The following is a 23,208-nucleotide window of genomic DNA, read 5'->3' as shown; positions in this document are numbered from 1 at the left end:
GATTTTTGAACATGCAGGAAAAAGGATTGCTGATTGTACTTTCTGGGCCATCAGGGGTTGGAAAAGGAACGGTTCGAAAAGAGATTTTTTCTCATCCAGATACAGCGTTTGAATACTCCATCTCGATGACAACCCGCTTACCACGCGCGGGGGAGAAAGATGGTGTTGATTATTTTTTCAAGTCAAGAGCAGAGTTTGAAGAATTAATTGGGCAAGGTAAGCTGTTAGAATACGCCGAGTTTGTCGGAAACTATTATGGGACCCCAGTTGATTATGTGCGCGAAACCTTGGATTCAGGAAAAGATGTGTTTTTAGAAATCGAAGTAAAGGGTGCCCGCCAAGTTCGGGAGAAGTTTCCTGAGGGGTTATTTATCTTCCTGATGCCGCCAAGCCTTACCGAATTGAAAAATCGGATTGTGACAAGAGGGACGGAGACAGATGATATCATCCACAATCGGATGCTGTCTGCCCGTGAAGAAATTGAAATGATGGAATTATATGATTATGTTGTTGAAAATGACCAAGTCGATCTCGCTTGTGAACGTGTAAGAGCTATCGTAACAGCTGAACATTGCCGAAGAGTAAGAGTCGAACATCGTTATAAAAAATTGCTGGAGGTTGAATAAAATGTTGTATCCTTCTATTGATTCCTTGCTTGAAAAAATTGATTCGAAATATTCACTTGTCTCTGTGGCTGCGAAGCGTGCCCGGGTGATGTCGCAAATTAGAGATGAAAGACTTCCGAAATATGTCTCCTATAAGTATGTAGGGAAAGCATTAGAGGAAATTTACAGTGGTGAGTTGACATACCGGATTTCCAAAAAAGCAGAAGCATCTGCCGAATAGTCGATAAATAGCAATTCAGCATGTAAATTACGAAAGAAGGTCTGACGACAAAGGAAAACTCCTAACGTGTCAGCCTTTTTTATTTTTAAAAGAAATTGTCGAATTTAGTAACGAAAAAGATGAAAAGTTGATTCTGTTCCATCATAATAAAGTAAGAATGTACTAGAAGTGGGGGATTCGTTGATGATAAAGGATAAGAAAATAGTATTATGTGTGACAGGCGGAATAGCCGTATATAAAGCAGCTGCCCTGACAAGTAAGCTTGCTCAAGCTGGAGCACATGTTAAAGTTATTTTGAGCGAATCTGCAGCGAAATTTGTATCCCCGTTAACCTTTCAAGCCTTATCCCGCAACGAAGTGTATACCGATACCTTTGATGAGAAAAATCCGCAGGTCATCGCCCATATTGACCTTGCTGATTGGGCTGATTTAATTCTCGTTGCACCGGCAACCGCCAATACCATTGCCAAATTAGCGGGTGGGATAGCTGATAATATGATTACGACCACGCTGCTGGCGGCCTCCTCACCTGTTTGGATTGCCCCTGCAATGAATGTTCATATGTACGACCATCCAGCAGTAAAAAAGAATCTTTCGATATTAGCAGAATATGGCTATCAATTCATCGAGCCAAGTGAAGGCTGGCTTGCCTGTGGTTACGTTGGTAAAGGGCGCTTAGAGGAACCGGAGAAAATAGTAGCCTTAATTCAAATGTTCTTCGGCACTAATCAGGCAAATCGACTAAAGGGAAAAAAGGTGTTAATTACCGCAGGTCCGACGCGGGAAAAAATTGACCCAGTCCGTTTCATTTCCAACCATTCCAGCGGCAAAATGGGATATGCCTTAGCGGAAGAGGCGAAAAGGCAGGGGGCGGATGTTGTCTTAGTTTCCGGCCCTGTTCAATTACAGGCCCCTTCTGGTGTTGACATTGTCAAGGTCGAGAGTGCTGAAGAAATGTACAAGGCGGTATTGAGCCATTTTGATGGCGCAGATCTCGTCATAAAAACGGCGGCTGTTGCCGATTATCGCCCGAAAATCACCCATGAGCACAAAGTGAAAAAGCAGGCAGAGGACATGACGATAGAACTTGAACGAACGAAAGATATTTTGTATGAGCTAGGGCAGCGAAAGAAGAAACAATTACTTGTTGGCTTTGCAGCGGAAACAAATAATGTCGAAGCATATGCAAGAAAAAAGTTGTTCGCTAAAAATGCAGATATGATTGTCGCAAATAATGTAATGGCTGACGGGGCAGGGTTTGACACTGATACTAACATCGTGACGCTGTTTAAGAGGGATGGTACGATGACCGAATTACCGCTAATGTCTAAAACAGCAGTAGCAGAAAAAATAATCGAAGAAAGTACTGTGCTTATAAAGGAAATGAATAAAGATGGAAATTGCTAGTGTGATTGTTGATGTACCGGCAAAACAAACGGACAGGGTGTTCGATTATTTGATACCTGGGAAGTGGCGGGATACCATCCAGCCTGGTATGAGGGTAATTGTTCCATTTGGCCCAAGAAATATTCAAGGATTTGTCATTGAGCTAAAAAAAGAATCTGAGGTTAAGCAGTTAAGAGAAATCATTGAGCCGATGGATCTTGAACCGGTTTTAAATCATGAATTACTGGCGCTTGGGAGCTGGCTGACGGAACATACGCTTTGTTTTAAAATAGTTGCCTATCAGGCAATGCTTCCGGCAGCCTTAAAAGCGAAATATGAAAAAATCGTAAAACTGGCTCCAGGAATAGAAATAAGTGCACTCCCGTTATCGTTGCATTCATTTTTCGCAAAGAATGGAAAATTGGATTGGCAAGATGCTTTGAAGAATGGAATTGTATCCTTGTTACAAAAGGAAACAGCTAAAGGTCATCTCGAAGTCCTTTATATCGTGAAGGAAAAAGTCAGGAAAAAACAACGGAAATATATCCGTCCACTTGTTTCCCAAGCTGTATTAACAGAAGAAATAGGGAAATTGCCAGTAAATGCAGAAAAACAAAAACAAGTAATAAGCTATTTTGTCGAACATTTTGCTCCAATTGAAATGAGGCAGCTAGTAGCTGAGCTAAATACAACAGCTTCGACTATTAAAGCTTTAGTTGGAAAAAGGATTCTTGGTGAGGAGGAAGTGGAAGTTTACCGCGACCCGTATGAGCATCGGAGATTCGAGAGAACGAAACCACTGCCCTTAACTAAGGAACAGCAAACCGCGATTGAACCGATATTAAATACTGTAGAGCGAAATCTTCATGAGGTATTTTTGCTCTATGGGGTAACGGGGAGCGGCAAGACGGAAATCTACTTGCAATCGATTCAAGAAGTGATTGAAAAAGGGCAGGAAGCGATTGTGCTTGTACCGGAAATCGCCCTTACTCCGCAGATGGTGAATCGGTTTAAGGGCAGGTTCGGCGACCTAGTCGCTGTATTACACAGCGGGTTGTCTGCCGGTGAAAAATATGATGAGTGGCGTAAGATTCATCGGAAGGAAGTAAAGGTCGTCGTTGGAGCCAGATCAGCTATTTTTGCTCCATTCGAAAATCTTGGCATCATTATTATCGACGAAGAGCACGAAACGAGTTATAAACAGGAAGAAATGCCGCGATACCATGCGAGAGATGTGGCGATTGAAAGGGCGAAAACCTATAGCTGCCCTGTTGTACTGGGGAGTGCAACACCTTCACTTGAGACCTTTGCCAGAGCACAAAAGAAGGTATATCATCTGTTAACACTGCCAATCCGGATGAATAATCAACCACTTCCGGCTGTCGAAATCATTGACATGCGTGAAGAACTTCGCGATGGCAACCGTTCGATGTTTTCACGGAAGCTGTTTGAAATGCTTAAGGATAGAATCGAGAAAAAGCAGCAAACTGTCTTGTTTTTAAATAAGCGCGGCCACTCCTCATTTGTGATGTGCCGAGACTGTGGTTATGTCATGAATTGCCCGAATTGCGACATTTCGCTTACTTATCACCGCGTTAATGAGCAGATGAAATGTCATTATTGCGGCTATGAAAGTTTTGTCCCAAAGGTATGTCCTGAGTGTACAAGTGAATATATCCGCTATTTTGGAACGGGTACACAAAAGGTAGAGGATGAGCTGGGGAAAATTCTTCCCGAGGCAAGAGTCATCCGTATGGATGTTGATACAACGGGACGTAAAGGTTCACATGAACGATTATTAAAGGATTTTCTGGATGGAAAAGCTGATATTCTACTAGGAACACAAATGATTGCCAAAGGGCTGGACTTCCCCAACATTACTCTTGTCGGGGTGCTTTCCGCCGATACAATGCTTCATTTACCGGATTTCCGTTCATCAGAAAAAACCTTTCAACTGTTAACGCAAGTTAGCGGGCGGGCAGGACGCCATCAATTGCCGGGAGAGGTCATCATACAAACCTATACGCCTGAACACTACAGTGTCGAGCTTGCGGGAACGCAAGACTATGATCTATTCTATCAGCAAGAAATGTTAAGCCGAAAAATGCATCATTATCCACCGTTTTATTTTTTATCACTTATTACCGTCAGTCATGAACAGTTGTTAGCTGTTGTAACGGCAACAGAAAAAATCACTAACTATGTCCAGTCACGATTATCACCAGAAGCAGTGGTGCTAGGACCTGCAGCTTCGCCTATACCTAGGATTAATAATAGATATCGCTATCAATGTCTGATAAAATACAAACGGGAACCGAACTTGACAACTACTTTAAAAACAATTCTCGATCAATACCAAAAAGATGCGAAAAGCGGTCTGCAAGTTTCAATCGATGTAAATCCGTTTATCCTAATGTAAACTGGGAGAAAATGAACCTAACACAATAATAAGAAAACAGCTTAAAAACCAGATAATATGGAGGAACAGCTTTGTCAATACGAAAAATTGTCATGCATCCTGCCGAGATTCTTGAGCAGATATGCAGACCTGTGGAAAAATTTGATAGTAGTCTTGCGAAAATACTTGATGATATGTACGACACGATGATTGAAAATGATGGGGTCGGCCTTGCCGCTCCGCAAATCGGACTAAACTTGCGCGTCGCAATTGTTGATGTCGATGATGAATCGGGAACAATCGAAATGATTAACCCTCGGATTATGAAAACAGCTGGCGAACAAACAGGACCAGAGGGTTGTTTAAGCTTTCCTGACCTTTTTGGCGAAGTAACAAGACCTGATTTTGTCATGATTGAAGCCTTAGATCGAAAAGGCAGGAGATACTCACTCGAAGCAGAAGGTTTCCTTGCTAGGGCAATTCAACATGAAATTGATCATCTTGACGGGATATTATTCACGACCAAGGTAACTCGATACCTCAAGGAAGATGAGTTAAAAGGAGTAGAGAGTGAATGACGAAAATTGTATTTATGGGGACTCCCGATTTTTCTGTGCCAGTCTTGCAGCAAATCATCAAAGATGGCTATGAGGTCATTGGTGTTGTTACCCAGCCAGACCGTCCAGTCGGAAGAAAAAAGCTGTTAACACCGCCGCCGGTCAAGGTGGAGGCCCTGAAACAAGGGATCCCCGTCTACCAGCCAGAGAAAATTCGTCAAGAAGAGGAACTGGCGAAAATTCTGTCCTTAAACCCAGATTTAATTGTTACAGCGGCCTTTGGACAAATTTTGCCGAATAAGCTGTTAGAGGCTCCAAAATACGGCTGCATTAATGTTCATGCCTCACTGCTGCCAGAACTTCGCGGTGGAGCTCCGATCCATTACGCAATTATTCAAGGCAAAAAGAAAACCGGTGTTACCATCATGTACATGGTTGAGAAATTAGATGCCGGTGACATTTTAACCAGTGTTGAGGTGCCAATTACAGAAGAGGACAATGTTGGTACACTTCATGAGAAGTTAAGTGCGGCAGGGTCTAAATTGTTATCCGAAACATTGCCGCTTCTAATAGAAGGGCGTCTCACGCCGAAGCCGCAAAACAATGCGGAAGCAACATTTGCTGCCAACATTAAGCGGGAGCAGGAAAAGATTATCTGGTCGAATTCGGGTGAAGAAATCTATAACCATATTCGCGGGCTGAATCCTTGGCCAGTTGCCTTTACTTCAATGGATGGCCAAGTACTAAAAATATGGCGCGCTGAAAAAGTAACCGATTTGATGAAACAAGAGCCTGGAACAATCTTAAAAATAGAATCAGATGGCTTTACAGTTAGTACGGGTAATGAAACCGCCATTAAAATTATTGAACTTCAGCCTTCAGGAAAAACAAAAATGATGAGTGAACAATTTTTACGCGGTGCAGGTTCAAAAATTTCAATAGGCAGCAAGCTGGGAGATTAACATGACTTCAACAAAAAAAAATGTACGTGCAATTGCCATGGACCTATTAGTGACCATCGAGAAAAACCAATCGTACAGCAATTTGCTTCTTAACAGTACGATTGAAAAAAACGAATTGTCGCCTGTAGATGTCGGATTACTGACGGAATTGACCTATGGAACATTGCAAAGACGAATGGCGCTGGATTTCTTTTTAAAGCCGTTCGTTAAAGACAATAAGAAATTAGCAAATTGGATTCATCATTTACTCAGACTAACGCTTTATCAAATGGTTTATCTCGACCGGATTCCCGACAGAGCAGCTATTTACGAAGCGGTTGAAATTGCCAAGGAACGCGGACATAAAGGGATTGCCAGTCTAGTAAATGGTGTGCTCCGGAGCATTCAGAGAGAAGGGCTCCCATCTTTGAAGGAGGTTTCAGACCCAAACGAAAGACTAGCACTTGAGACTAGTCATCCGGAATGGCTTGTAACTAGATGGGTTAACCAATTCGGCTATGATAAAACGAAAGAAATGTGCGAAATTAACTTAACAGCACCAATGCAGACAGCTAGAGTAAATCTCACAAAAATTTCTCGGGATGAATGTATTGCCCTTTTAGAAGAGGACGGTTTTCAAATTGAAAAGAGTCCAGTCATTCCTGAGGCAATCAGGTCGTTAAAGGGGAATTTAGCTTCCACCATCGCCTTTAACTATGGGATGTTCACGATTCAAGATGAAAGCTCGATGCTTGCTGCCTATGCATTGGGTGCCAAGCAAGACGAATTTGTTCTCGATGCTTGTGCTGCACCTGGCGGTAAAAGCACGCATATTGCTGAAAAAATGAACAATACCGGCGAAGTGATATCGGTTGATCTTCATCAGCACAAGGTAAGATTAATCAATGACAACGCAAAACGTTTAGGGTTAGGAAATATAAAAACAAGTGTTTCTGATTCTAGACATTTACAGGAAAAGTTTAAGGTTGAATCCTTCGATCGGATTCTTCTCGATGCTCCGTGCTCAGGCCTTGGTGTAATGAGGAGAAAGCCTGATATGAAGTATACGAAAACAGAAAATGATATAGAGCGCTTAAGCAGGGTTCAGCAAGATCTTTTAACGTCTGTAACCCCATTATTGAAAAAGGGCGGCATCCTCGTCTATAGTACATGTACTGTAGATAAACAGGAAAATCAAAATACGGTCGAAACGTTTTTGCAGAATAATCCGGAATTCGAAGCGGATCTGTCGTTTAAAGATAGGATGCCTGAAGCGATTCAACCATTTATTACCGGCTTTGACCTGCAAATATTCCCGCAGGACTTTGGCTCGGATGGCTTTTATATAGCAACATTAAGAAAGAGGGTGTAACAGTTGGAACAAATGAATACAACTGAGACGAATACAACATTGGATATGAATAAGAAATCGATCTACTCTTTGCAGCTTGACGAACTAAAAAGCTGGCTAACTGAAAATGATGAAAAACCATTTAGGGCTGAGCAAATCTTTGATTGGCTTTATAAAAAGCGGATTACCGCATTTGAAGATATGAGTAATGTCGCAAAAGGCCTGCGTGATAAAATTTCAGAGCATTTTCAGCTGACAACCCTTAATACCGCCATTCAACAAACATCTGCTGATGGAACAATAAAGTTTCTCTTTGAATTGCATGACGGGTATTCAATCGAAACCGTGCTAATGCGCCATGATTATGGGAACTCTGTTTGCGTAACCACACAGGTTGGCTGCCGGATCGGCTGTACCTTCTGTGCCTCCACACTTGGCGGCTTAAAACGACACTTGGAAGCAGGCGAAATTGTCGCTCAAGTTGTCAAAGTACAACAAACACTTGATGAAACAAATGAACGGGTAGACTCGGTTGTTATCATGGGGATTGGTGAGCCGTTCGATAACTACGATAATATGCTGTCATTTTTAAAAATCATTAACCATGAAAAAGCGCTTAATATTGGGGCACGCCATATTACGGTTTCGACAAGCGGAATTGTTCCAAAAATTTATCAGTTTGCCGATGAACAAACGCAGATAAATTTTGCGATTTCTCTGCATGCACCGAATACGGAATTACGTTCAAGATTAATGCCGATTAACAAAGCATATAAACTTGATGACTTAATGAAAGCAGTACGGTATTATATCGATAAGACGGGTCGCAGGATAAGCTTTGAATATGGTCTTTTTGGTGGTGTGAACGACTCAATCGAACACGCTGAAGAATTGGCTAGCCTATTAAAAGGGATCAAGTGCCATGTGAATCTAATTCCCGTAAACTATGTTCCTGAAAGGGATTATGTACGGACCCCAAGAGAAAAGATTTTTGCCTTTGAAAAAACATTGAAAAACCTAGGAATAAATGTAACCATTCGCCGGGAGCAGGGGTCAGATATTGATGCAGCATGTGGACAGCTTCGTGCAAAGGAGCGAAAAGAGGAGACGAGGTGAGAAAAAGTGAAGGCTGTATATAGAACGGACCGAGGCAGGATCCGCCAGAATAACGAGGACAGTGTTGGAACTTTTTTAAACCGGGACGGACATCGCCTAGCCATTGTAGCTGATGGAATGGGCGGTCACCGTGCCGGAGATGTTGCGAGTAATATGACCTTGACATATTTACAGGAAATGTGGGAGAAATCTGAAGGAATTCAAACAGCAGATCAGGCGGAAGCGTGGCTAAGGACGCATATTCTCCAAGTGAATAAATTGTTGTTTGAACATGCTAATAACAATTTGGAATGTGATGGAATGGGTACGACCATTGAAGCGGTGATTGCTACCCAGCTCTTTTCAACCCTTGCACATATTGGTGACAGTCGTTGTTATATTTTAAATGATACTGGATTTCAGCAGTTAACCGAAGACCATACACTCGTAAATGAATTAGTCCGTACAGGGCAAATATCAAAAGAGGATGCAGAGCATCACCCGCGGAAAAATGTTATTCTCCGTGCATTAGGAACAGAACCAGATGTAAAAATCGATATTAAAACGATTATGTTTGAAGAAGGCGATTTTCTTCTTTTATGTTCCGATGGATTATCGAACAAGGTTAATGAAGCGTTCATGACTACTATCCTGCAAAATGAAGATTCCCTTGAACAAAAAGCTTTAACACTCATTAACATGGCAAATGAAAATGGTGGAGAAGATAACATCACCCTAATCATACTAGAGTTTGACGACGACATTGAAAGAGGGTGAAGATAAATGCTAATTGGGAAAAGAATAAGCGGCCGCTATAAAATATTGGAAATGATTGGCGGAGGCGGTATGGCCAATGTGTACTTGGCTCATGATATGATTCTTGACCGCGATGTGGCAGTAAAGATGCTTCGCCTCGATTTTGCTAATGATGAAGAATTTATCCGCAGGTTTCGCAGGGAGGCACAATCTGCGACAAGCCTTGCCCATCCAAATATCGTTAATATTTTTGATGTTGGCGAGGAAAATGACCTTTATTATATTGTGATGGAATTTGTCGATGGAAAGACACTTAAACAATACATACAACAAAATTCTCCTCTAAGAGTGGAAGATGCCATTGGGATTATGAGTCAGCTAACTTCAGCGATTTCTCATGCCCATCAAAACCATATTATCCATCGCGATATCAAGCCGCATAATATTTTGGTAGACCATGACGGTAATGTAAAAGTGACCGATTTTGGAATCGCCATGGCACTAAGTGCCACAAGCATTACCCAAACTAATTCCGTACTAGGCTCTGTTCATTATTTATCACCAGAACAAGCCCGTGGCGGCATGGCGAACAGAAAGTCTGATATTTATTCGCTGGGGATTGTGATGTTTGAGTTATTAACTGGCAGGCTTCCGTTTTCCGGTGAATCAGCCGTATCAATCGCGCTTAAGCATCTTCAATCAGAAACCCCTTCTGTTAGAAGATGGAATCCGAATATCCCGCAAAGTGTTGAAAACATTGTCTTAAAGGCAACCGCTAAAGATCCATTCCATCGTTATAATAGTGTTGAAGAGATGGAGGAAGATTTAAGAACCGCACTCGATCCTGAAAGGATGAATGAATCAAAATTTGTCATTCCGATTGATAATGAGGCAACGAAAGCCATCCCGGTTATAACAAATGACCATCTAAAAAATCTTGATGAAACATTAGTCCACAGCAGCGATAAACCAGCGAATAATAGCAAAGATGCTGTAAAAAATGATAAAAAAGGCAAGAAACGAAAAAAGTGGCCGCTTATATTAATATCTACCTTCCTTACACTTGCCATTCTTGGATTATTAGCTTTTACCGTTTTACCTGGATTGTTGGCTGCTAAGGACGTCAAAATTCCTGATGTAAGCGGGATGAATTTGGATGATGCCATTTCAAAGCTTAAACTTAAAGGACTTGAGGTTGGAGACAAGATCGAAGTCACTGACGATGTAGTAAAAAAAGGGAACGTTATTAAGACAAACCCTGAAATCGGGTCCACAGTAAAGGAAAATTCGAAAATAACCATCTACATTAGTTCCGGAAAAGAAAAATATGAACTGTCAAGTTATCTGGGGCGCAGCTATGAGGATGTCTTCAGCTTATTAAAAAATAAAGATTTTAAAGATATTAAAAAAATAGAGAAAAATGATGAAAGTGAACCTGGAACGATTATTAGTCAGAACTATCCCGAGGGTAAAAAAGTGGTTCCTGAAGAGACGGTTTTGGAGTTCGAGGTGAGTAAAGGTCCAGAAAAGTTTATCTTAAAGGACTTAACGCAATACAATGTAAATGGTGCCCAGGACTATGCTTCTTTAGTAGGGCTAGACTTAGATGCCTCTCAAGAGAAATATGACGACAAAATCCCAGCTGGTATGGTTATTTCGCAATCACCAGAGAAGGGAACAACGATGACCAAAGGTGATAAGGTTACCGTGATTATTTCAAAAGGTAAAGAGGAAAAGCCGCCAAAAGAGGAAATTATAGAACTGCCAATTCCTTTTGAACCCGCTGTACCAGGGGAGCCCGGACAGAAACAATTGGTTACCATTTTCATTCAAGATGCCTATAACAGTATGACAGAACCAGCAGATTCCTTTTATATCACCGAAGATATAAAGAAAGAAATTAAATTATATATTCCATTTAACGGAAAAGCAAGATATCAGGTCTTCCGTGATGACAAGGTTATCATCGATGAAAATAAAATCTATTCAGATACGGAATAAGTTTTCTGCTGAAGAAAATTATTCCAAGGTATATGACAGGGGAAAAAGACAAGTGGAAAGATAAATGGCAAGGAGTGTGGCTATGCCTGAAGGAAAAATTGTCAAAGCATTAAGCGGATTTTATTATGTCCTTCATAACGAGGAACTGACCCAATGCCGCGGAAGAGGTGTTTTTCGCAAGAACAAAATTACTCCACTTGTAGGTGACGAAGTGGTTTTTCAAGCTGAAAATGACCTTGAGGGTTACATTCTCGAAGTAAAAGAGCGGAAGAATGAATTGGTTCGCCCGCCGATTGCAAATGTGGATCAGGCCATTCTTGTTTTTTCAGCTGTAGAACCAGATTTCAGCACTGTTTTATTGGACCGGTTTCTAGTGTTGGTTGAATTCAATCACATTGAACCATTAATCTGTATTACGAAAATGGACCTGGCTACAGCAAATCAAAAGCAAAAGATAGCGGAATTTGCTGAACAATATAAAACAGCCGGCTATGAAGTAATCCTGACATCTTCAGAAACAGAAGCAGGGATTAAAGAATTAAATCCCCATGTGCAAAATAAAATATCGGTATTTGCGGGGCAATCGGGTGTAGGGAAGTCTTCATTGCTGAATGTACTTAGACCAGGCCTTGAATTAAAAACCAATGATATATCCTCTCATCTTGGCCGTGGAAAGCATACGACCAGACATGTAGAACTTATTAAAATTGGTAATGGACTCATTGCAGATACACCAGGCTTTAGTTCGTTAGAATTCAACAACATCGATGCAGAGGACCTGACTGCCTGCTTTCCTGAATTACAACTTGCGAGTAAGAATTGTAAATTTAGGGGCTGTTTACATGTCACTGAGCCGAAATGTGGCGTAAAACAGGAAGTGGATTCAGGTGGAATTCCAGCTTATCGTTATAAGCATTATTTAGATTTTCTCCAGGAAATAAAAGATAGAAAGCCGAGGTATTAACGCATGGTGAAAATAGCACCTTCGATTCTTTCAGCCGATTTTTCAAAATTGGGGGAAGAGATTACAGCTGTTGAAAAGGCGGGCGCCGATTATATTCATATTGATGTGATGGACGGTCACTTTGTACCGAATATTACGATTGGTCCACTTATTGTGGAAGCGATTCGACCGCTTACAAAGCTGCCGCTCGATGTCCACTTGATGATTGAGAACCCCGATCAATATATCGAGGCATTTGCTAAGGCAGGGGCTGATTATATTACGGTTCACTTCGAGGCATGCCGACATCTTCACCGCACGATTCAAAATATAAAATCATTTGGAATTAAAGCAGGAGTGGTATTAAATCCGGCTACACCTGTTGAATCCATTCAACACATTATCGGGGATATTGATATGGTGTTATTAATGTCAGTTAATCCTGGATTCGGCGGTCAAAAATTTATCCCTGAGGTCCTTCCAAAAATTAGAAGGGTTAAAAAGATGGCTGCAGAAAAAGGGTTAGCTCTTGAAATTGAAATTGATGGCGGCGTCAATCCGGAAACAGGAAAGCTATGCATGGAAGCCGGTGCAAATGTACTCGTTGCAGGCTCGGCCATTTATAATCAACCTGATTATGCGAAGGCAATTTCGCTAATTAGAGGGTAAAGCCGGCTAAACAGCTGGCTTTTTCTATATAGAAAAGGGGATTGTCTGATGATAATTAATATACTTGCCGGAGGCCCTGAAGAATTGCTGCCGGACTTTACAGACTATACAGAGGAAAACAACATTTGGGTTGGTGTTGACCGCGGTGTATTTCATCTTTTAAATAGAAATATAATTCCTGAAATTGCCTTTGGTGACTTCGATTCGGTTTCACCGGAAGAATTAGTATTCATTGAAAGGCAAGTATCAAAAATGAAGCGATACAAGCCAGAAAAGGATGAAACGGATATGGAGCTTGCCCTCAATTGGGCGCTGGCACAGAAACCATCAATTATTCGTTTGTTCGGTGCGACAGGAGGCAGGCTTGATCATTTATTTGCAAATGTGCATCTGTTGCTAAATCCACTTAAAGAAAAAAATCCAGCCAGTGTCTACATGATTGATCGACATAACATCGCTTATTTGAAGGAACCAGGCAGTTATTCCATTGAAAAAATGAAAACAAAAAAATATATATCCTTTGTACCTTTAACGCTTGAAGTAAGTGGCATTACGCTTGTAGGCTTTAAATTTCCTTTGAAAAATAAGCATATTTCACTCGGATCTACATTATGTATTAGTAATGAACTTATTAGTGATTATGGTACTTTTTCATTTTCCGAAGGCATATTAATAGTGATAAGAAGTCACGATTAATAGGTACTGTTTTCGTTCGTGAGAATAAAATGTAGAGCGTACGAAAAAAGTTGAAATGAATAAGCTGGGGAAGATTTGTGAGGAGGGACAGTATGAAATTTTATACAATTAAGCTGCCGAAATTTTTAGGTGGAATTGTCCGAGCGATGATTGGAGCGTTTAAGAAAAACGAATAGAATGATAAATCTTATGGCACCCGTTATTTTGGGTGCTTTTTATTTTACCTTGTTTGGGGGATGTTATAAAGAAAGAGCACCCTGTTAAAGGATGCCCTGGCTCTTATTAAACGCGTTCAACTTTACCGGATTTTAACGCTCTTGCAGAAACCCAAACACGCTTAGGCTTTCCGTCAACAAGAATACGTACTTTTTGTAAGTTAGCACCCCATGTACGCTTATTCGCGTTCATTGCGTGAGAACGATTGTTACCAGTTGTAGTTTTCTTACCAGTTATTACACATTGACGTGGCATAGACTATCCCTCCTTAACTACCAAAAGCTTTATACAGCAATCTTAAGATATTTCATCTGGATATAGAAAAATGGCCGTGCCAAATTTTCTAGTCTTGAGATACCTTAATAATTTATCATACAACTTATTTGAATGCAATAGTTGTATCAAAACCTTTCAAGAAAAATACCTTGACAATACGACCTGAAGTCCTGGGTACTTTCGCTTGCCAATTCACAAAGTTATAATATATTCTTTATTGAGGTATGACTTTCAATATTTGTTTGACTATAGTAAAATGACTGTAGTCAAAGAGCAATTATTCAGGAGGGGGAACGATTCATGTCCATTGAATTAAAAACAAAGTACGGACAAATTGATATTTCAAACGAAGTAATCGCTACCATTGCTGGCGGTGCGGCTATCGAATGCTACGGAATCGTCGGTATGGCCTCTAAAAATCAAATTAAAGATGGAATAACCGAAATACTTCGAAGAGAAAATTTCACTCGCGGTGTAATTGTACGCCAAGAGAATGAGGCATTACATATTGATATGTACATTATTGTCAGCTATGGAACGAAAATTTCCGAAATTGCCCACAACGTGCAATCAAAGGTTAAATACACCCTCGATAAGACTGTTGGACTTGCTGTTGACTCGGTAAATATTTACGTTCAGGGAGTTCGCGTGACGAACCCGTAGTGAGGAGGAAAGTTTGTGTCAATTACAGCATTAGATGGAAAACGTTTTGCCGAGATGGTCATACAAGGTGCTAATCATTTGGCTGCAAATGCAAAAATGGTCGATGCCTTAAACGTTTTTCCTGTGCCCGACGGTGATACTGGAACAAATATGAATTTATCAATGACTTCCGGTGCAAAGGAAGTAAAGAATAATGTTCAGGAACATATTGGTAAAGTAGGGGTAGCCCTCTCCAAAGGTTTGCTAATGGGAGCGCGCGGCAATTCAGGTGTCATCCTTTCTCAGTTATTTCGTGGATTTTCTAAGGCAGTTGAAACAAAATCGAAAATTTCCGCGAAAGATTTTGCGCTAGCCTTAGAAGCAGGAGTTGAAACAGCATACAAAGCTGTCATGAAGCCTGTCGAAGGAACGATTTTAACGGTTGCTAAGGATTCCGCTAAAAAAGGGGTTCAAGCGGCCCAAAACTCAACTGATATTATCGCCGTTATGGAAGAAGTACTTAAAGAAGCAAAAGCATCCCTTAAGCGCACACCAGACCTGCTGCCTGTTTTAAAGGAAGTCGGCGTCGTCGACAGCGGCGGTCAAGGGCTTGTGTTTGTTTATGAGGGTTTTCTTGCTGTCCTTAAAGGAGAAGAACTGCCAGAATCACCGATTGCGTCTTCAATGGATGAAATGGTGAGTGCTGAACACCATAGAAGTGTTCAAAGCCATATGAATACAGAGGATATTGAATTTGGTTATTGCACGGAATTTATGGTTCGATTTGAACAGGATAAGACAGCCAAGCATCCATTCGATGAAGGGGTATTCCGTAATGACCTTAGCAGATTAGGTGATTCTTTATTGGTTATTGCGGATGAAGATGTGGTCAAAGTCCATATTCATTCCGAGCAGCCTGGTGAGGTATTATCCTACGGCCAACGATACGGTAACTTAATTAATATGAAAATCGAAAATATGCGCCAGCAGCACTCCAATATTGTTGGTGAGTCCCATCCTGCTTTAGTTTCCGAACGTCCTGTACCTTCTAAAGAACTTCAAGAATACGGAATTGTTACAGTTTCGATGGGTGCAGGGATTGCCGATTTATTTAAAAGTATTGGAGCACACGCAGTTATTGAAGGTGGACAGACCATGAATCCGAGTACGGAGGATATTGTCAAAGCCGTAAAACAAGTAAATGCTAAAAAGGTATTTATTTTACCAAATAACAAAAACATCATTATGGCTGCAGAGCAGGCTGCCGATGTTACGGAAGAAGAAATTTATGTGATACCGTCTAAAACGGTTCCTCAAGGGCTTTCCGCCCTGCTTGCGTTTAACCCTTCCACTGATGTGGCAGCAAATGAAACAGCGATGAAGGATGCCTTACAGCACGTTAAGACCGGTCAAATTACTTTCGCTGTACGTGATACACAAATTGATGGTCTAGAAATCGAAAAAGATGATTTCATGGGTATTGCCGAAGGGAAAATTATTGTCAAAAACAAAGATAAAGCGAAAGTGGCAGAAGATCTGTTAACAAAGATGATCGAGGAAGATTCGGAAATCTTAACCATCATTTATGGTGAAGACGTGACCGCGGAAGAAGTAAAGAATCTTGCACAATTTGTCCAAGAACAATACGAAGACGTGGAAATCGAAATCCATAATGGCCAGCAGCCATTGTATTCATTTATCTTTTCAATTGAATAAGGAACGGCTAAAATAGAAGGGAGACTAAAAGGGTCAGACCCTTCTTTTTTATTGTAATTTCGCAAAGGGAGAGAGTATTGTGTTCGAGAATCTAAACCAATCAGTAACGGCTTTAAGGGGAATTGGGGAAGAAACAGCAGAAGCCCTTGCGGAAATGAAAATCTATACGATTCATGATCTATTAGAATATTTCCCTTACCGGTTTGAAGACTATTCGCTAAAGGATTTATCGGAAGTACAGCATGATGAGAAAGTGACAGTCGAAGGGAAGGTGCATAGTGAGCCTGCCCTTGCCTACTTTGGAAAAAAGAAATCAAAGCTGACGATCCGGCTTTTTGTTGGGTCATACCTAATTAAAGTCGTTTTCTTTAATCAGCCCTATTTAAAAAATAAAATCATCATGAATGAAACGATTACGGTTACAGGAAAATGGGATGCACACCGGCAAACGATTACCGCAAATGAAATGCAGGCCGGCGCAAACGCAAAAGCAAAAGATTTTGAACCTGTTTACTCGTTACGAGGCAAAGTAACTACAAAAGGAATGCGGAAGTTTATTAACATTGCCTTTAATCAATATGGACATTTCATCGAAGAGACACTGCCTGAAGCCTTTTTAACAAAATATCGGCTCTTGAACAGACAGGATGCCAGTAGAAAGATGCATTTTCCTGACAATCCAGAGGATGTGAAGCAGGCACGGCGGCGTTTTGTCTATGAGGAATTTTTGGTGTTTCAATTAAAAATGCAGGCGTTAAGGAAATTTGAAAGGGAGCATTCCCCAGGAATCACACAAAACTATGATTTGACGAAAGTGAAGGAATTTATCAGTAGTCTGCCCTTTCCATTAACAAATGCGCAAAAACGGGTCGTCAATGAAGTGTTAGCTGAACTAAAGTCTCCCTTACGGATGAATCGTCTTTTGCAAGGGGATGTTGGTTCCGGGAAAACCGTGGTGGCAGCAATTGGTTTATTTTCCAGTGTAACTGCAGGCTTTCAAGGGGCCTTAATGGTACCAACAGAAATCTTAGCTGAGCAGCATGCTGTATCACTGAAAGACCTCCTAGGGCCTTTTGGGGTCAAGTGCGAGCTTTTGACAAGTTCTGTCAAAGGAAAACGCAGGCGCGAGATCCTCGAAGAATTAGCAGAAGGTAAGGTTGATATCTTAATTGGTACACATGCCTTAATTCAGGATGAGGTAATTTTTAAAAGACTCGGTTTTGTCATTACCGACGAGCAGCATAGGTTCGGTGTTGAACAGCGAAGAGTGCTGCGGGAAAAGGGAGAAAGTCCTGATGTGCTGTTTATGACAGCGACCCCCATTCCCAGGACTCTGGCGATAACGGTATTTGGCGAAATGGACGTTTCGGTCATTGACGAGATGCCGGCCGGCAGAAAGACCATCGAGACCTATTGGGCCAAACCGGAAATGCTTGAGCGTGTCCTTGCCTTTGTAGAAAAAGAATTGGTAAAAGGTCATCAAGCCTATGTCATTTGCCCGCTCATTGAAGAATCGGACAAGCTTGATGTGCAAAATGCCATTGATGTCCATACGACTTTAACGCATTATTTTCAAAATCGCTATAAGATTGGTCTGATGCATGGCCGCTTAAGTGCGGATGAAAAGGATTCAGTCATGAAGCAGTTTAGCACAAATGAGGTGCAGGTGCTCGTCTCAACAACCGTTGTGGAGGTAGGGGTGAATGTACCGAATGCGACGATGATGGTTATTTATGATGCGGAGAGATTTGGTTTGTCACAGCTGCACCAGCTTCGCGGACGTGTCGGCCGCGGCAGTGACCAATCCTTTTGCATCTTGCTTGCCAGCCCGAAGTCGGAAGTTGGTCAGGAACGTATGAGAATCATGACAGAAACGAATGACGGCTTTGTTTTAAGTGAAAAGGATTTAGAGTTACGCGGACCGGGCGACTTTTTTGGAAAGAAACAAAGCGGGGTGCCGGAATTTAAGGTAGCAGACATGGTTCATGATTACCGGGCGTTGGAAACGGCAAGAAATGATGCAGCGATGTTGATCCAGTCGGATACGTTCTGGACCTCTCCTGACTATAAATTCTTAAGAGCGCAGTTAGAGGAATCTGGCGTTTTAGAAGGAGAGAAACTAGATTGAAATAGAAAGGCAGATAATGGGGAGAAATTTAATTCTTGCAATCTGCTTTTTTAAATTTTATACTACTCTTAGTACCTAGTCATAATATCTCGGACGGTGTGTAATCATGAAAATAAGTAAAAAAGAACGGCAGCGTTTATTAACTTCAACAATTAAAGAGAACCCTTTTATTACAGATGAAGAACTAGCTGAAAAATTTCAAGTGAGTGTGCAAACAATTCGATTGGACAGGTTAGAACTATCGATTCCGGAACTCCGCGAACGGATAAAAACGGTGGCCGAGAAACGATTCGAAGACGAAGTCCGCTCCTTGCCATTAGAAGAAGTTATTGGCGAAATCATTGATATTGAATTAGATCAAAGTGCTATTTCCATTTTCGATGTGAAGGAAGAGCATGTCTTCATAAGAAATAATATTGCCCGCGGTCATCATGTTTTTGCTCAGGCTAATTCCCTGGCTGTTGCGGTGATTAATGACGAATTGGCATTAACAGCCAAAGCAAATATCCAATTTAAGCGGTTGGTGAAATTGAATGAGCGGGTAATTGCCAAAGCTAGAGTAATGAAAATTGATGAGAACGTAGATAGAACGTTTGTCGAAGTGGCAAGCTTTGTGAATAATGAGCTTGTTTTTACCGGAGACTTTGAAATGTACCGTTCGAAAAATCGTTAGAGGATGAGGCAAAATGAAACTAGCTATTGATGCAATGGGCGGTGACAATGCACCGAAGGAAATCGTCTTAGGTGCAATGAAGGCTGTTCAAGCATTTTCTGATATACATATCACCCTTGTCGGGGATGAAAACAAAATTAATGAAACGTTATCGGCTCACGATCGAATTACTGTTTTACATACAACTGATGTCATTCTTGGAACAGATGAACCGGTAAAAGCAGTTCGCCGCAAGAAAAATGCTTCAATGGTGCTTGCTGCCCAACAAGTAGCTGATGGCTTGGCTGATGCCTGTATTTCTGCAGGTAATACGGGGGCCTTAGTAGCGGCAGGGCTGTTCGTTGTTGGCAGAATTGAAGGGATACACCGACCGGCCTTAGCGCCGACACTGCCGACTATAGGCGGCGAAGGCTTTCTCCTCCTCGATGTTGGCGCCAATGCTGATGGGAAGCCTGAGCATTTACTGCAAAATGCGATAATGGGATCCATCTACAGTGAAAAAGTAAGAGGTATTACTAAACCTCGTGTCGGCCTTTTAAATATTGGCACGGAAGAGAAAAAAGGAAACGATCTTACTAAACAAACATTTGAACTTTTAAAAAACGCAAATGTGAATTTTGTCGGCAATGTCGAGGCACGTGATTTGCTGGATGGTGTTGCAGATGTTGTCGTAACTGATGGATTTACGGGCAACATGGTGTTGAAAACGATTGAGGGAACCGCACTTTCGATGTTTAAGATGTTGAAAACAGCTTTAATGAGCAGTTTTAAAAGTAAACTGGCTGCCGCTGTTTTGAAACCAAATCTTTTGACGTTAAAAAGCACGATGGATTATTCTGAATATGGCGGCGCAGCTCTTTTTGGCTTAAAGGCTCCGGTGATTAAGGCACACGGCTCGTCTAACGGACAATCCATCTATAGTGCCATCAGGCAAACAAGGGAAATGGTTAGTAATGATGTCGGCGGGTTAATTAAACAAACGATTGAAAATGATAAGCCGGAAAAATAGATGATAAAGGAGTGTTGAAATGAGTAAAATAGCATTTGTGTTTCCAGGACAAGGGTCACAAGCGGTTGGAATGGGAAAAGAGTTGGCAGAAAAACACTCTGAGGTAATGGAATATTTTTTAAAAGCTGATACAAAGTTATCAACAAAACTGAGTAACCTTATCTTTGAAGGACCAAAAGAGGAATTGACTTTGACTGTTAATACCCAGCCGGCACTATTAACAACTAGTATCGCGATTTTAGATTTCTTCCGTAAATCCGGGATTAGGGCTGATTACGTCGCTGGTCACAGTTTAGGAGAATATACCGCACTTGTTGCTGCAGGCGCACTTTCCTTTGAAGAAGGAGTATATGCCGTAAGGAAACGAGGAGAATTTATGGAGAATGCGGTCCCTAACGGTGAAGGCTCGATGGCAGCTGTTTTAGGACTTGACCGTGCCCCCCTTTCTGCTATAACAACTGAAGTAACTGAATCCGGTTTCCCTGTGTCATTAGCTAATTTAAATTGTCCAGGGCAGATTGTCATTTCTGGATCGCGAAAAGGCGTCGAACTCGCTGGAGTAAAGGCGAAAGAAGCGGGGGCAAAAAGGGTACTGCCATTAGAGGTAAGCGGCCCATTCCATTCGCCATTAATGAAACCAGCTGCTGAGCAGCTTCGTGAAGTGTTAGATGCTACAGAAATGCAGGATGCTCAAATTCCGGTTATTGCAAATGTGACAGCAGAGCCGATTAGCAGCTCATCTGAAATTAAAGATAAATTAATTGAACAGCTCTATTCCCCTGTTTTATGGGAAGATTCTGTCCAGAAAATGATTACATTAGGTGTCGGCACATTTATTGAAATTGGCCCTGGAAAAGTTCTTTCCGGCTTAATGAAGAAAATTGATAAAACAGTGAAAACGTATTCCGTTTCGGATGAGGAAAGTGCACTAGCAGTAGTGGATGCCCTAAAGGAGGAAAAGTTATGATTTTAGCTGGAAAAGCTGCCCTGGTTACTGGTGCATCAAGAGGTATTGGCAGGGAAATTGCCTTGGAACTGGCTAGACAAGGGGCCAATGTGGCGGTAAACTTTGCTGGCAGTGAAGCAAAGGCTAATGAAGTAGTCGATGAAATCAAAGCCCTTGGAAGAGAAGCGTTTGCGATAAAATGTGATGTATCAAATGCTGAAGAAGTAACAGCGATGGTTAAAGGGGCAATTGATACTTTCGGTAAACTTGATATCCTTATTAATAACGCTGGGATTACCAAGGATAATTTATTAATGAGAATGAAAGAAGAAGAATGGGACGATGTGATCAACATTAATCTTAAAGGAGTCTTCTTAGTTACTAAGGCTGTTACAAGACAAATGATGAAGCAGCGGGTTGGCCGGATTATTAATATTGCCTCGATCGTTGGCGTTAGTGGAAATCCTGGACAAGCGAACTATGTGGCCGCAAAAGCAGGTGTCATTGGTCTAACGAAAACGACTGCAAAAGAGCTTGCTTCCCGGAATATTACCGTAAATGCGATTGCACCGGGATTTATTACCACCGATATGACGGATAAATTACCTGAAGATGTAAAGGCAGAAATGTTAAAACAGATTCCTTTGGCAAGATTAGGAGAGCCTAAGGATATCGCTAAACTTACAACGTTTATCGCATCAGATGATTCATCTTATATTACAGGTCAAACCTTCCATGTAGATGGTGGCATGGTGATGTAACTTTTCATTTATTATTTGGATAGAATACTCTATAATAGCTTGAGGGGAGGTGAACGAGCATGGCAGAGGTATTAGAACGTGTAACAAAAATCATCGTTGACCGCTTAGGTGTTGATGAGTCTCAAGTAAAGCTTGAAGCTTCATTTAAAGATGATCTTGGCGCTGATTCCCTAGATGTAGTTGAACTAGTAATGGAATTAGAAGATGAGTTCGATATGGAGATTTCTGACGAGGATGCTGAAAAAATCGGCACAGTTGGTGATGCTGTTAATTACATAAATAGCACGAAATAATCGTTGGATTTATCCATAAAGCTCCGTTTTCAAACGGAGCTTTATTCTGTATGATAGAACTTGGTAGAGTAACCTATCTGCCAAGTTTCTTTGCGTTTTGATTAAAACTTTCTTAAACTATAGGGTAGAAGTGTGTAAATAATATGCAAGGTGGAGACTTTAATGCGCAAAAATGGCAAGGAAAAAGAGATGAATAATCGCGCAAAGGAAAATCAATTTCAAGATTTTCAAAACAAAATTGGAATTAAGATTGGAAACGAGAAATTATTAAAACAAGCTTTTACTCATTCATCCTATGTGAATGAGCATCGCAGAAAGCCTTTCGAAGATAATGAAAGACTTGAATTTTTAGGAGATGCCGTACTGGAGCTTACTGTTTCGCAATTCCTCTTCAAAAAATATGCAACGATGACCGAAGGGGAATTGACGAAGCTCCGAGCTGCGATTGTCTGTGAGCCATCGCTTGTAGCTTTTGCCAACGAGCTTAATTTTGGAAAACTCATTTTGCTTGGCAAAGGAGAAGAGATGACAGGCGGAAGAGAGCGTCCAGCCTTGCTTGCTGACGTATTTGAGGCATTTATTGGTGCCCTTTATTTAGACCAAGGAATTGAAGCCGTCATTACCTTCCTTGAGCAGACCGTCTTTCCTAAAATTAATGCTGGTGCTTTTTCTCATGTGATGGATTTTAAAAGTCAATTACAGGAACTGATTCAAAGGGATGCAGCCGGTACGATTGAATATCGTGTCCTTCAGGAAAAAGGACCTGCCCATAGTAAAGAGTTTGTTTCCAAGGTATCATTGAATGGTAAAGAATTAGGTGTGGGGACTGGAAAATCCAAGAAAGAAGCGGAGCAGCATGCCGCGCAAATGGCACTGGATGTATTAAAAACAAAAACAACCTAGAAAAAA

24 protein-coding genes are annotated in these 23,208 nt (G+C 41.3%); 23 read left to right on the top strand and 1 reads right to left on the bottom strand.

Features of this window, described 5'->3' with window-relative positions:
• The first annotated feature begins 11 nt into the window (after positions 1 to 11).
• From gmk to spoVM, 14 genes are all read left to right on the top strand, one after another.
• Positions 12 to 626 carry a guanylate kinase gene (gene gmk, locus BANVL01_RS00920; RefSeq protein WP_066085205.1) on the top strand — a complete coding sequence of 205 codons (615 nt, stop codon included), beginning with the start codon at positions 12 to 14 and terminating at the stop codon, positions 624 to 626.
• Between the two features lies 1 nt (position 627).
• Positions 628 to 846 carry a DNA-directed RNA polymerase subunit omega gene (gene rpoZ, locus BANVL01_RS00915; RefSeq protein WP_066085206.1) on the top strand — a complete coding sequence of 73 codons (219 nt, stop codon included), beginning with the start codon at positions 628 to 630 and terminating at the stop codon, positions 844 to 846.
• Between the two features lie 183 nt (positions 847 to 1,029).
• Positions 1,030 to 2,253, top strand: coding sequence for a bifunctional phosphopantothenoylcysteine decarboxylase/phosphopantothenate--cysteine ligase CoaBC (coaBC, locus tag BANVL01_RS00910; RefSeq protein ID WP_066085209.1), 1,224 nt, complete (start codon positions 1,030 to 1,032; stop codon positions 2,251 to 2,253).
• Positions 2,240 to 4,651, top strand: a complete 2,412-nt coding sequence (gene priA, locus BANVL01_RS00905) for a primosomal protein N' (protein WP_066085215.1) — start codon at positions 2,240 to 2,242, stop codon at positions 4,649 to 4,651. Before coaBC ends, priA begins: the two co-directional genes overlap by 14 nt.
• A gap of 71 nt (positions 4,652 to 4,722) precedes the next feature.
• Positions 4,723 to 5,208, top strand: a complete 486-nt coding sequence (def, locus tag BANVL01_RS00900) for a peptide deformylase (protein ID WP_066085244.1) — start codon at positions 4,723 to 4,725, stop codon at positions 5,206 to 5,208.
• Entirely contained in the window at positions 5,205 to 6,149 is a 945-nt protein-coding gene (fmt, locus tag BANVL01_RS00895) for a methionyl-tRNA formyltransferase (protein WP_066085246.1), read from the top strand. Before def ends, fmt begins: the two co-directional genes overlap by 4 nt.
• A gap of 1 nt (position 6,150) precedes the next feature.
• Complete coding sequence (gene rsmB / locus BANVL01_RS00890; RefSeq protein WP_066085248.1) at positions 6,151 to 7,500, top strand: 16S rRNA (cytosine(967)-C(5))-methyltransferase RsmB; 1,350 nt, start codon at positions 6,151 to 6,153, stop codon at positions 7,498 to 7,500.
• Positions 7,501 to 7,512: 12 nt separating this feature from the next.
• Complete coding sequence (gene rlmN / locus BANVL01_RS00885; RefSeq protein ID WP_066096323.1) at positions 7,513 to 8,595, top strand: dual-specificity RNA methyltransferase RlmN; 1,083 nt, start codon at positions 7,513 to 7,515, stop codon at positions 8,593 to 8,595.
• A gap of 6 nt (positions 8,596 to 8,601) precedes the next feature.
• Entirely contained in the window at positions 8,602 to 9,351 is a 750-nt protein-coding gene (locus BANVL01_RS00880) for a Stp1/IreP family PP2C-type Ser/Thr phosphatase (protein WP_066085249.1), read from the top strand.
• A gap of 6 nt (positions 9,352 to 9,357) precedes the next feature.
• Entirely contained in the window at positions 9,358 to 11,331 is a 1,974-nt protein-coding gene (pknB, locus tag BANVL01_RS00875; protein ID WP_066085254.1) for a Stk1 family PASTA domain-containing Ser/Thr kinase, read from the top strand.
• A gap of 82 nt (positions 11,332 to 11,413) precedes the next feature.
• Positions 11,414 to 12,295 (top strand): ribosome small subunit-dependent GTPase A, encoded by an 882-nt coding sequence (rsgA, locus tag BANVL01_RS00870; protein ID WP_066085257.1) that lies wholly within the window; start codon positions 11,414 to 11,416, stop codon positions 12,293 to 12,295.
• Between the two features lie 3 nt (positions 12,296 to 12,298).
• Positions 12,299 to 12,943 carry a ribulose-phosphate 3-epimerase gene (gene rpe, locus BANVL01_RS00865; RefSeq protein WP_066085259.1) on the top strand — a complete coding sequence of 215 codons (645 nt, stop codon included), beginning with the start codon at positions 12,299 to 12,301 and terminating at the stop codon, positions 12,941 to 12,943.
• Between the two features lie 48 nt (positions 12,944 to 12,991).
• On the top strand, positions 12,992 to 13,639 hold the full coding sequence (locus tag BANVL01_RS00860; RefSeq protein ID WP_066085261.1) for a thiamine diphosphokinase: 648 nt from the start codon (positions 12,992 to 12,994) through the stop codon (positions 13,637 to 13,639).
• Positions 13,640 to 13,731: 92 nt separating this feature from the next.
• The gene (spoVM, locus tag BANVL01_RS00855; RefSeq protein ID WP_024030200.1) at positions 13,732 to 13,815 is read left to right on the top strand and encodes a stage V sporulation protein SpoVM; all 84 of its coding nucleotides are present in this window, start codon (positions 13,732 to 13,734) and stop codon (positions 13,813 to 13,815) included.
• A 106-nt stretch (positions 13,816 to 13,921) separates the two neighbouring features.
• Here spoVM and rpmB read toward each other — a convergent pair whose 3' ends face one another.
• A complete protein-coding gene (rpmB, locus tag BANVL01_RS00850; RefSeq protein WP_066068532.1) occupies positions 13,922 to 14,110 on the bottom strand; it encodes a 50S ribosomal protein L28 in 189 nt (62 codons plus the stop codon).
• 321 nt (positions 14,111 to 14,431) lie between these two features.
• Here rpmB and BANVL01_RS00845 point away from each other — a divergent pair, with 321 nt between their 5' ends.
• The 9 genes from BANVL01_RS00845 to rnc all read left to right on the top strand — a co-directional run bounded on the left by BANVL01_RS00845 (position 14,432) and on the right by rnc (position 23,202).
• Positions 14,432 to 14,794: an Asp23/Gls24 family envelope stress response protein gene (locus tag BANVL01_RS00845; protein ID WP_024030202.1), complete on the top strand. Its 363-nt coding sequence runs from the start codon at positions 14,432 to 14,434 to the stop codon at positions 14,792 to 14,794.
• A gap of 15 nt (positions 14,795 to 14,809) precedes the next feature.
• Positions 14,810 to 16,489 (top strand): DAK2 domain-containing protein, encoded by a 1,680-nt coding sequence (locus BANVL01_RS00840; RefSeq protein WP_066085263.1) that lies wholly within the window; start codon positions 14,810 to 14,812, stop codon positions 16,487 to 16,489.
• Between the two features lie 79 nt (positions 16,490 to 16,568).
• Entirely contained in the window at positions 16,569 to 18,617 is a 2,049-nt protein-coding gene (gene recG, locus BANVL01_RS00835; RefSeq protein ID WP_066085265.1) for an ATP-dependent DNA helicase RecG, read from the top strand.
• A gap of 106 nt (positions 18,618 to 18,723) precedes the next feature.
• Positions 18,724 to 19,290: a transcription factor FapR gene (fapR, locus tag BANVL01_RS00830; RefSeq protein ID WP_066085267.1), complete on the top strand. Its 567-nt coding sequence runs from the start codon at positions 18,724 to 18,726 to the stop codon at positions 19,288 to 19,290.
• 13 nt (positions 19,291 to 19,303) lie between these two features.
• Positions 19,304 to 20,299, top strand: a complete 996-nt coding sequence (plsX, locus tag BANVL01_RS00825; protein WP_066085270.1) for a phosphate acyltransferase PlsX — start codon at positions 19,304 to 19,306, stop codon at positions 20,297 to 20,299.
• Positions 20,300 to 20,318: 19 nt separating this feature from the next.
• Positions 20,319 to 21,266, top strand: coding sequence for an ACP S-malonyltransferase (gene fabD, locus BANVL01_RS00820; RefSeq protein WP_066085273.1), 948 nt, complete (start codon positions 20,319 to 20,321; stop codon positions 21,264 to 21,266).
• On the top strand, positions 21,263 to 22,006 hold the full coding sequence (fabG, locus tag BANVL01_RS00815) for a 3-oxoacyl-[acyl-carrier-protein] reductase (RefSeq protein ID WP_066085276.1): 744 nt from the start codon (positions 21,263 to 21,265) through the stop codon (positions 22,004 to 22,006). The genes fabD and fabG overlap by 4 nt, the downstream gene beginning before the upstream one ends.
• Before the next feature lie 59 nt (positions 22,007 to 22,065).
• On the top strand, positions 22,066 to 22,299 hold the full coding sequence (acpP, locus tag BANVL01_RS00810) for an acyl carrier protein (RefSeq protein WP_066085278.1): 234 nt from the start codon (positions 22,066 to 22,068) through the stop codon (positions 22,297 to 22,299).
• Between the two features lie 162 nt (positions 22,300 to 22,461).
• Positions 22,462 to 23,202: a ribonuclease III gene (gene rnc, locus BANVL01_RS00805; RefSeq protein ID WP_066085279.1), complete on the top strand. Its 741-nt coding sequence runs from the start codon at positions 22,462 to 22,464 to the stop codon at positions 23,200 to 23,202.
• Positions 23,203 to 23,208 lie beyond the last annotated feature (6 nt).

Source organism: Neobacillus novalis NBRC 102450, from assembly GCF_001591805.1.
Classification (GTDB): Bacteria; Bacillota; Bacilli; order Bacillales; family Cytobacillaceae; genus Neobacillus; species Neobacillus novalis.
The sequence above is the reverse complement of the archived record's forward strand: the minus strand, read 5'-3'. Positions and strand labels throughout refer to the sequence as shown.

Coding starts and splice junctions, on each gene's coding strand:
- gmk (WP_066085205.1), top strand. CDS start 12: ATGCAGGAAAAAGGATTGCTGATTGTACTTTCTGGGCCATCAGGGGTT.
- rpoZ (WP_066085206.1), top strand. CDS start 628: ATGTTGTATCCTTCTATTGATTCCTTGCTTGAAAAAATTGATTCGAAA.
- coaBC (WP_066085209.1), top strand. CDS start 1,030: ATGATAAAGGATAAGAAAATAGTATTATGTGTGACAGGCGGAATAGCC.
- priA (WP_066085215.1), top strand. CDS start 2,240: ATGGAAATTGCTAGTGTGATTGTTGATGTACCGGCAAAACAAACGGAC.
- fmt (WP_066085246.1), top strand. CDS start 5,205: ATGACGAAAATTGTATTTATGGGGACTCCCGATTTTTCTGTGCCAGTC.
- rsmB (WP_066085248.1), top strand. CDS start 6,151: ATGACTTCAACAAAAAAAAATGTACGTGCAATTGCCATGGACCTATTA.
- rlmN (WP_066096323.1), top strand. CDS start 7,513: ATGAATACAACTGAGACGAATACAACATTGGATATGAATAAGAAATCG.
- pknB (WP_066085254.1), top strand. CDS start 9,358: ATGCTAATTGGGAAAAGAATAAGCGGCCGCTATAAAATATTGGAAATG.
- rsgA (WP_066085257.1), top strand. CDS start 11,414: ATGCCTGAAGGAAAAATTGTCAAAGCATTAAGCGGATTTTATTATGTC.
- rpe (WP_066085259.1), top strand. CDS start 12,299: ATGGTGAAAATAGCACCTTCGATTCTTTCAGCCGATTTTTCAAAATTG.
- BANVL01_RS00860 (WP_066085261.1), top strand. CDS start 12,992: ATGATAATTAATATACTTGCCGGAGGCCCTGAAGAATTGCTGCCGGAC.
- spoVM (WP_024030200.1), top strand. CDS start 13,732: ATGAAATTTTATACAATTAAGCTGCCGAAATTTTTAGGTGGAATTGTC.
- rpmB (WP_066068532.1), bottom strand. CDS start 14,110: ATGCCACGTCAATGTGTAATAACTGGTAAGAAAACTACAACTGGTAAC.
- BANVL01_RS00845 (WP_024030202.1), top strand. CDS start 14,432: ATGTCCATTGAATTAAAAACAAAGTACGGACAAATTGATATTTCAAAC.
- fapR (WP_066085267.1), top strand. CDS start 18,724: ATGAAAATAAGTAAAAAAGAACGGCAGCGTTTATTAACTTCAACAATT.
- plsX (WP_066085270.1), top strand. CDS start 19,304: ATGAAACTAGCTATTGATGCAATGGGCGGTGACAATGCACCGAAGGAA.
- fabD (WP_066085273.1), top strand. CDS start 20,319: ATGAGTAAAATAGCATTTGTGTTTCCAGGACAAGGGTCACAAGCGGTT.
- fabG (WP_066085276.1), top strand. CDS start 21,263: ATGATTTTAGCTGGAAAAGCTGCCCTGGTTACTGGTGCATCAAGAGGT.
- acpP (WP_066085278.1), top strand. CDS start 22,066: ATGGCAGAGGTATTAGAACGTGTAACAAAAATCATCGTTGACCGCTTA.
- rnc (WP_066085279.1), top strand. CDS start 22,462: ATGCGCAAAAATGGCAAGGAAAAAGAGATGAATAATCGCGCAAAGGAA.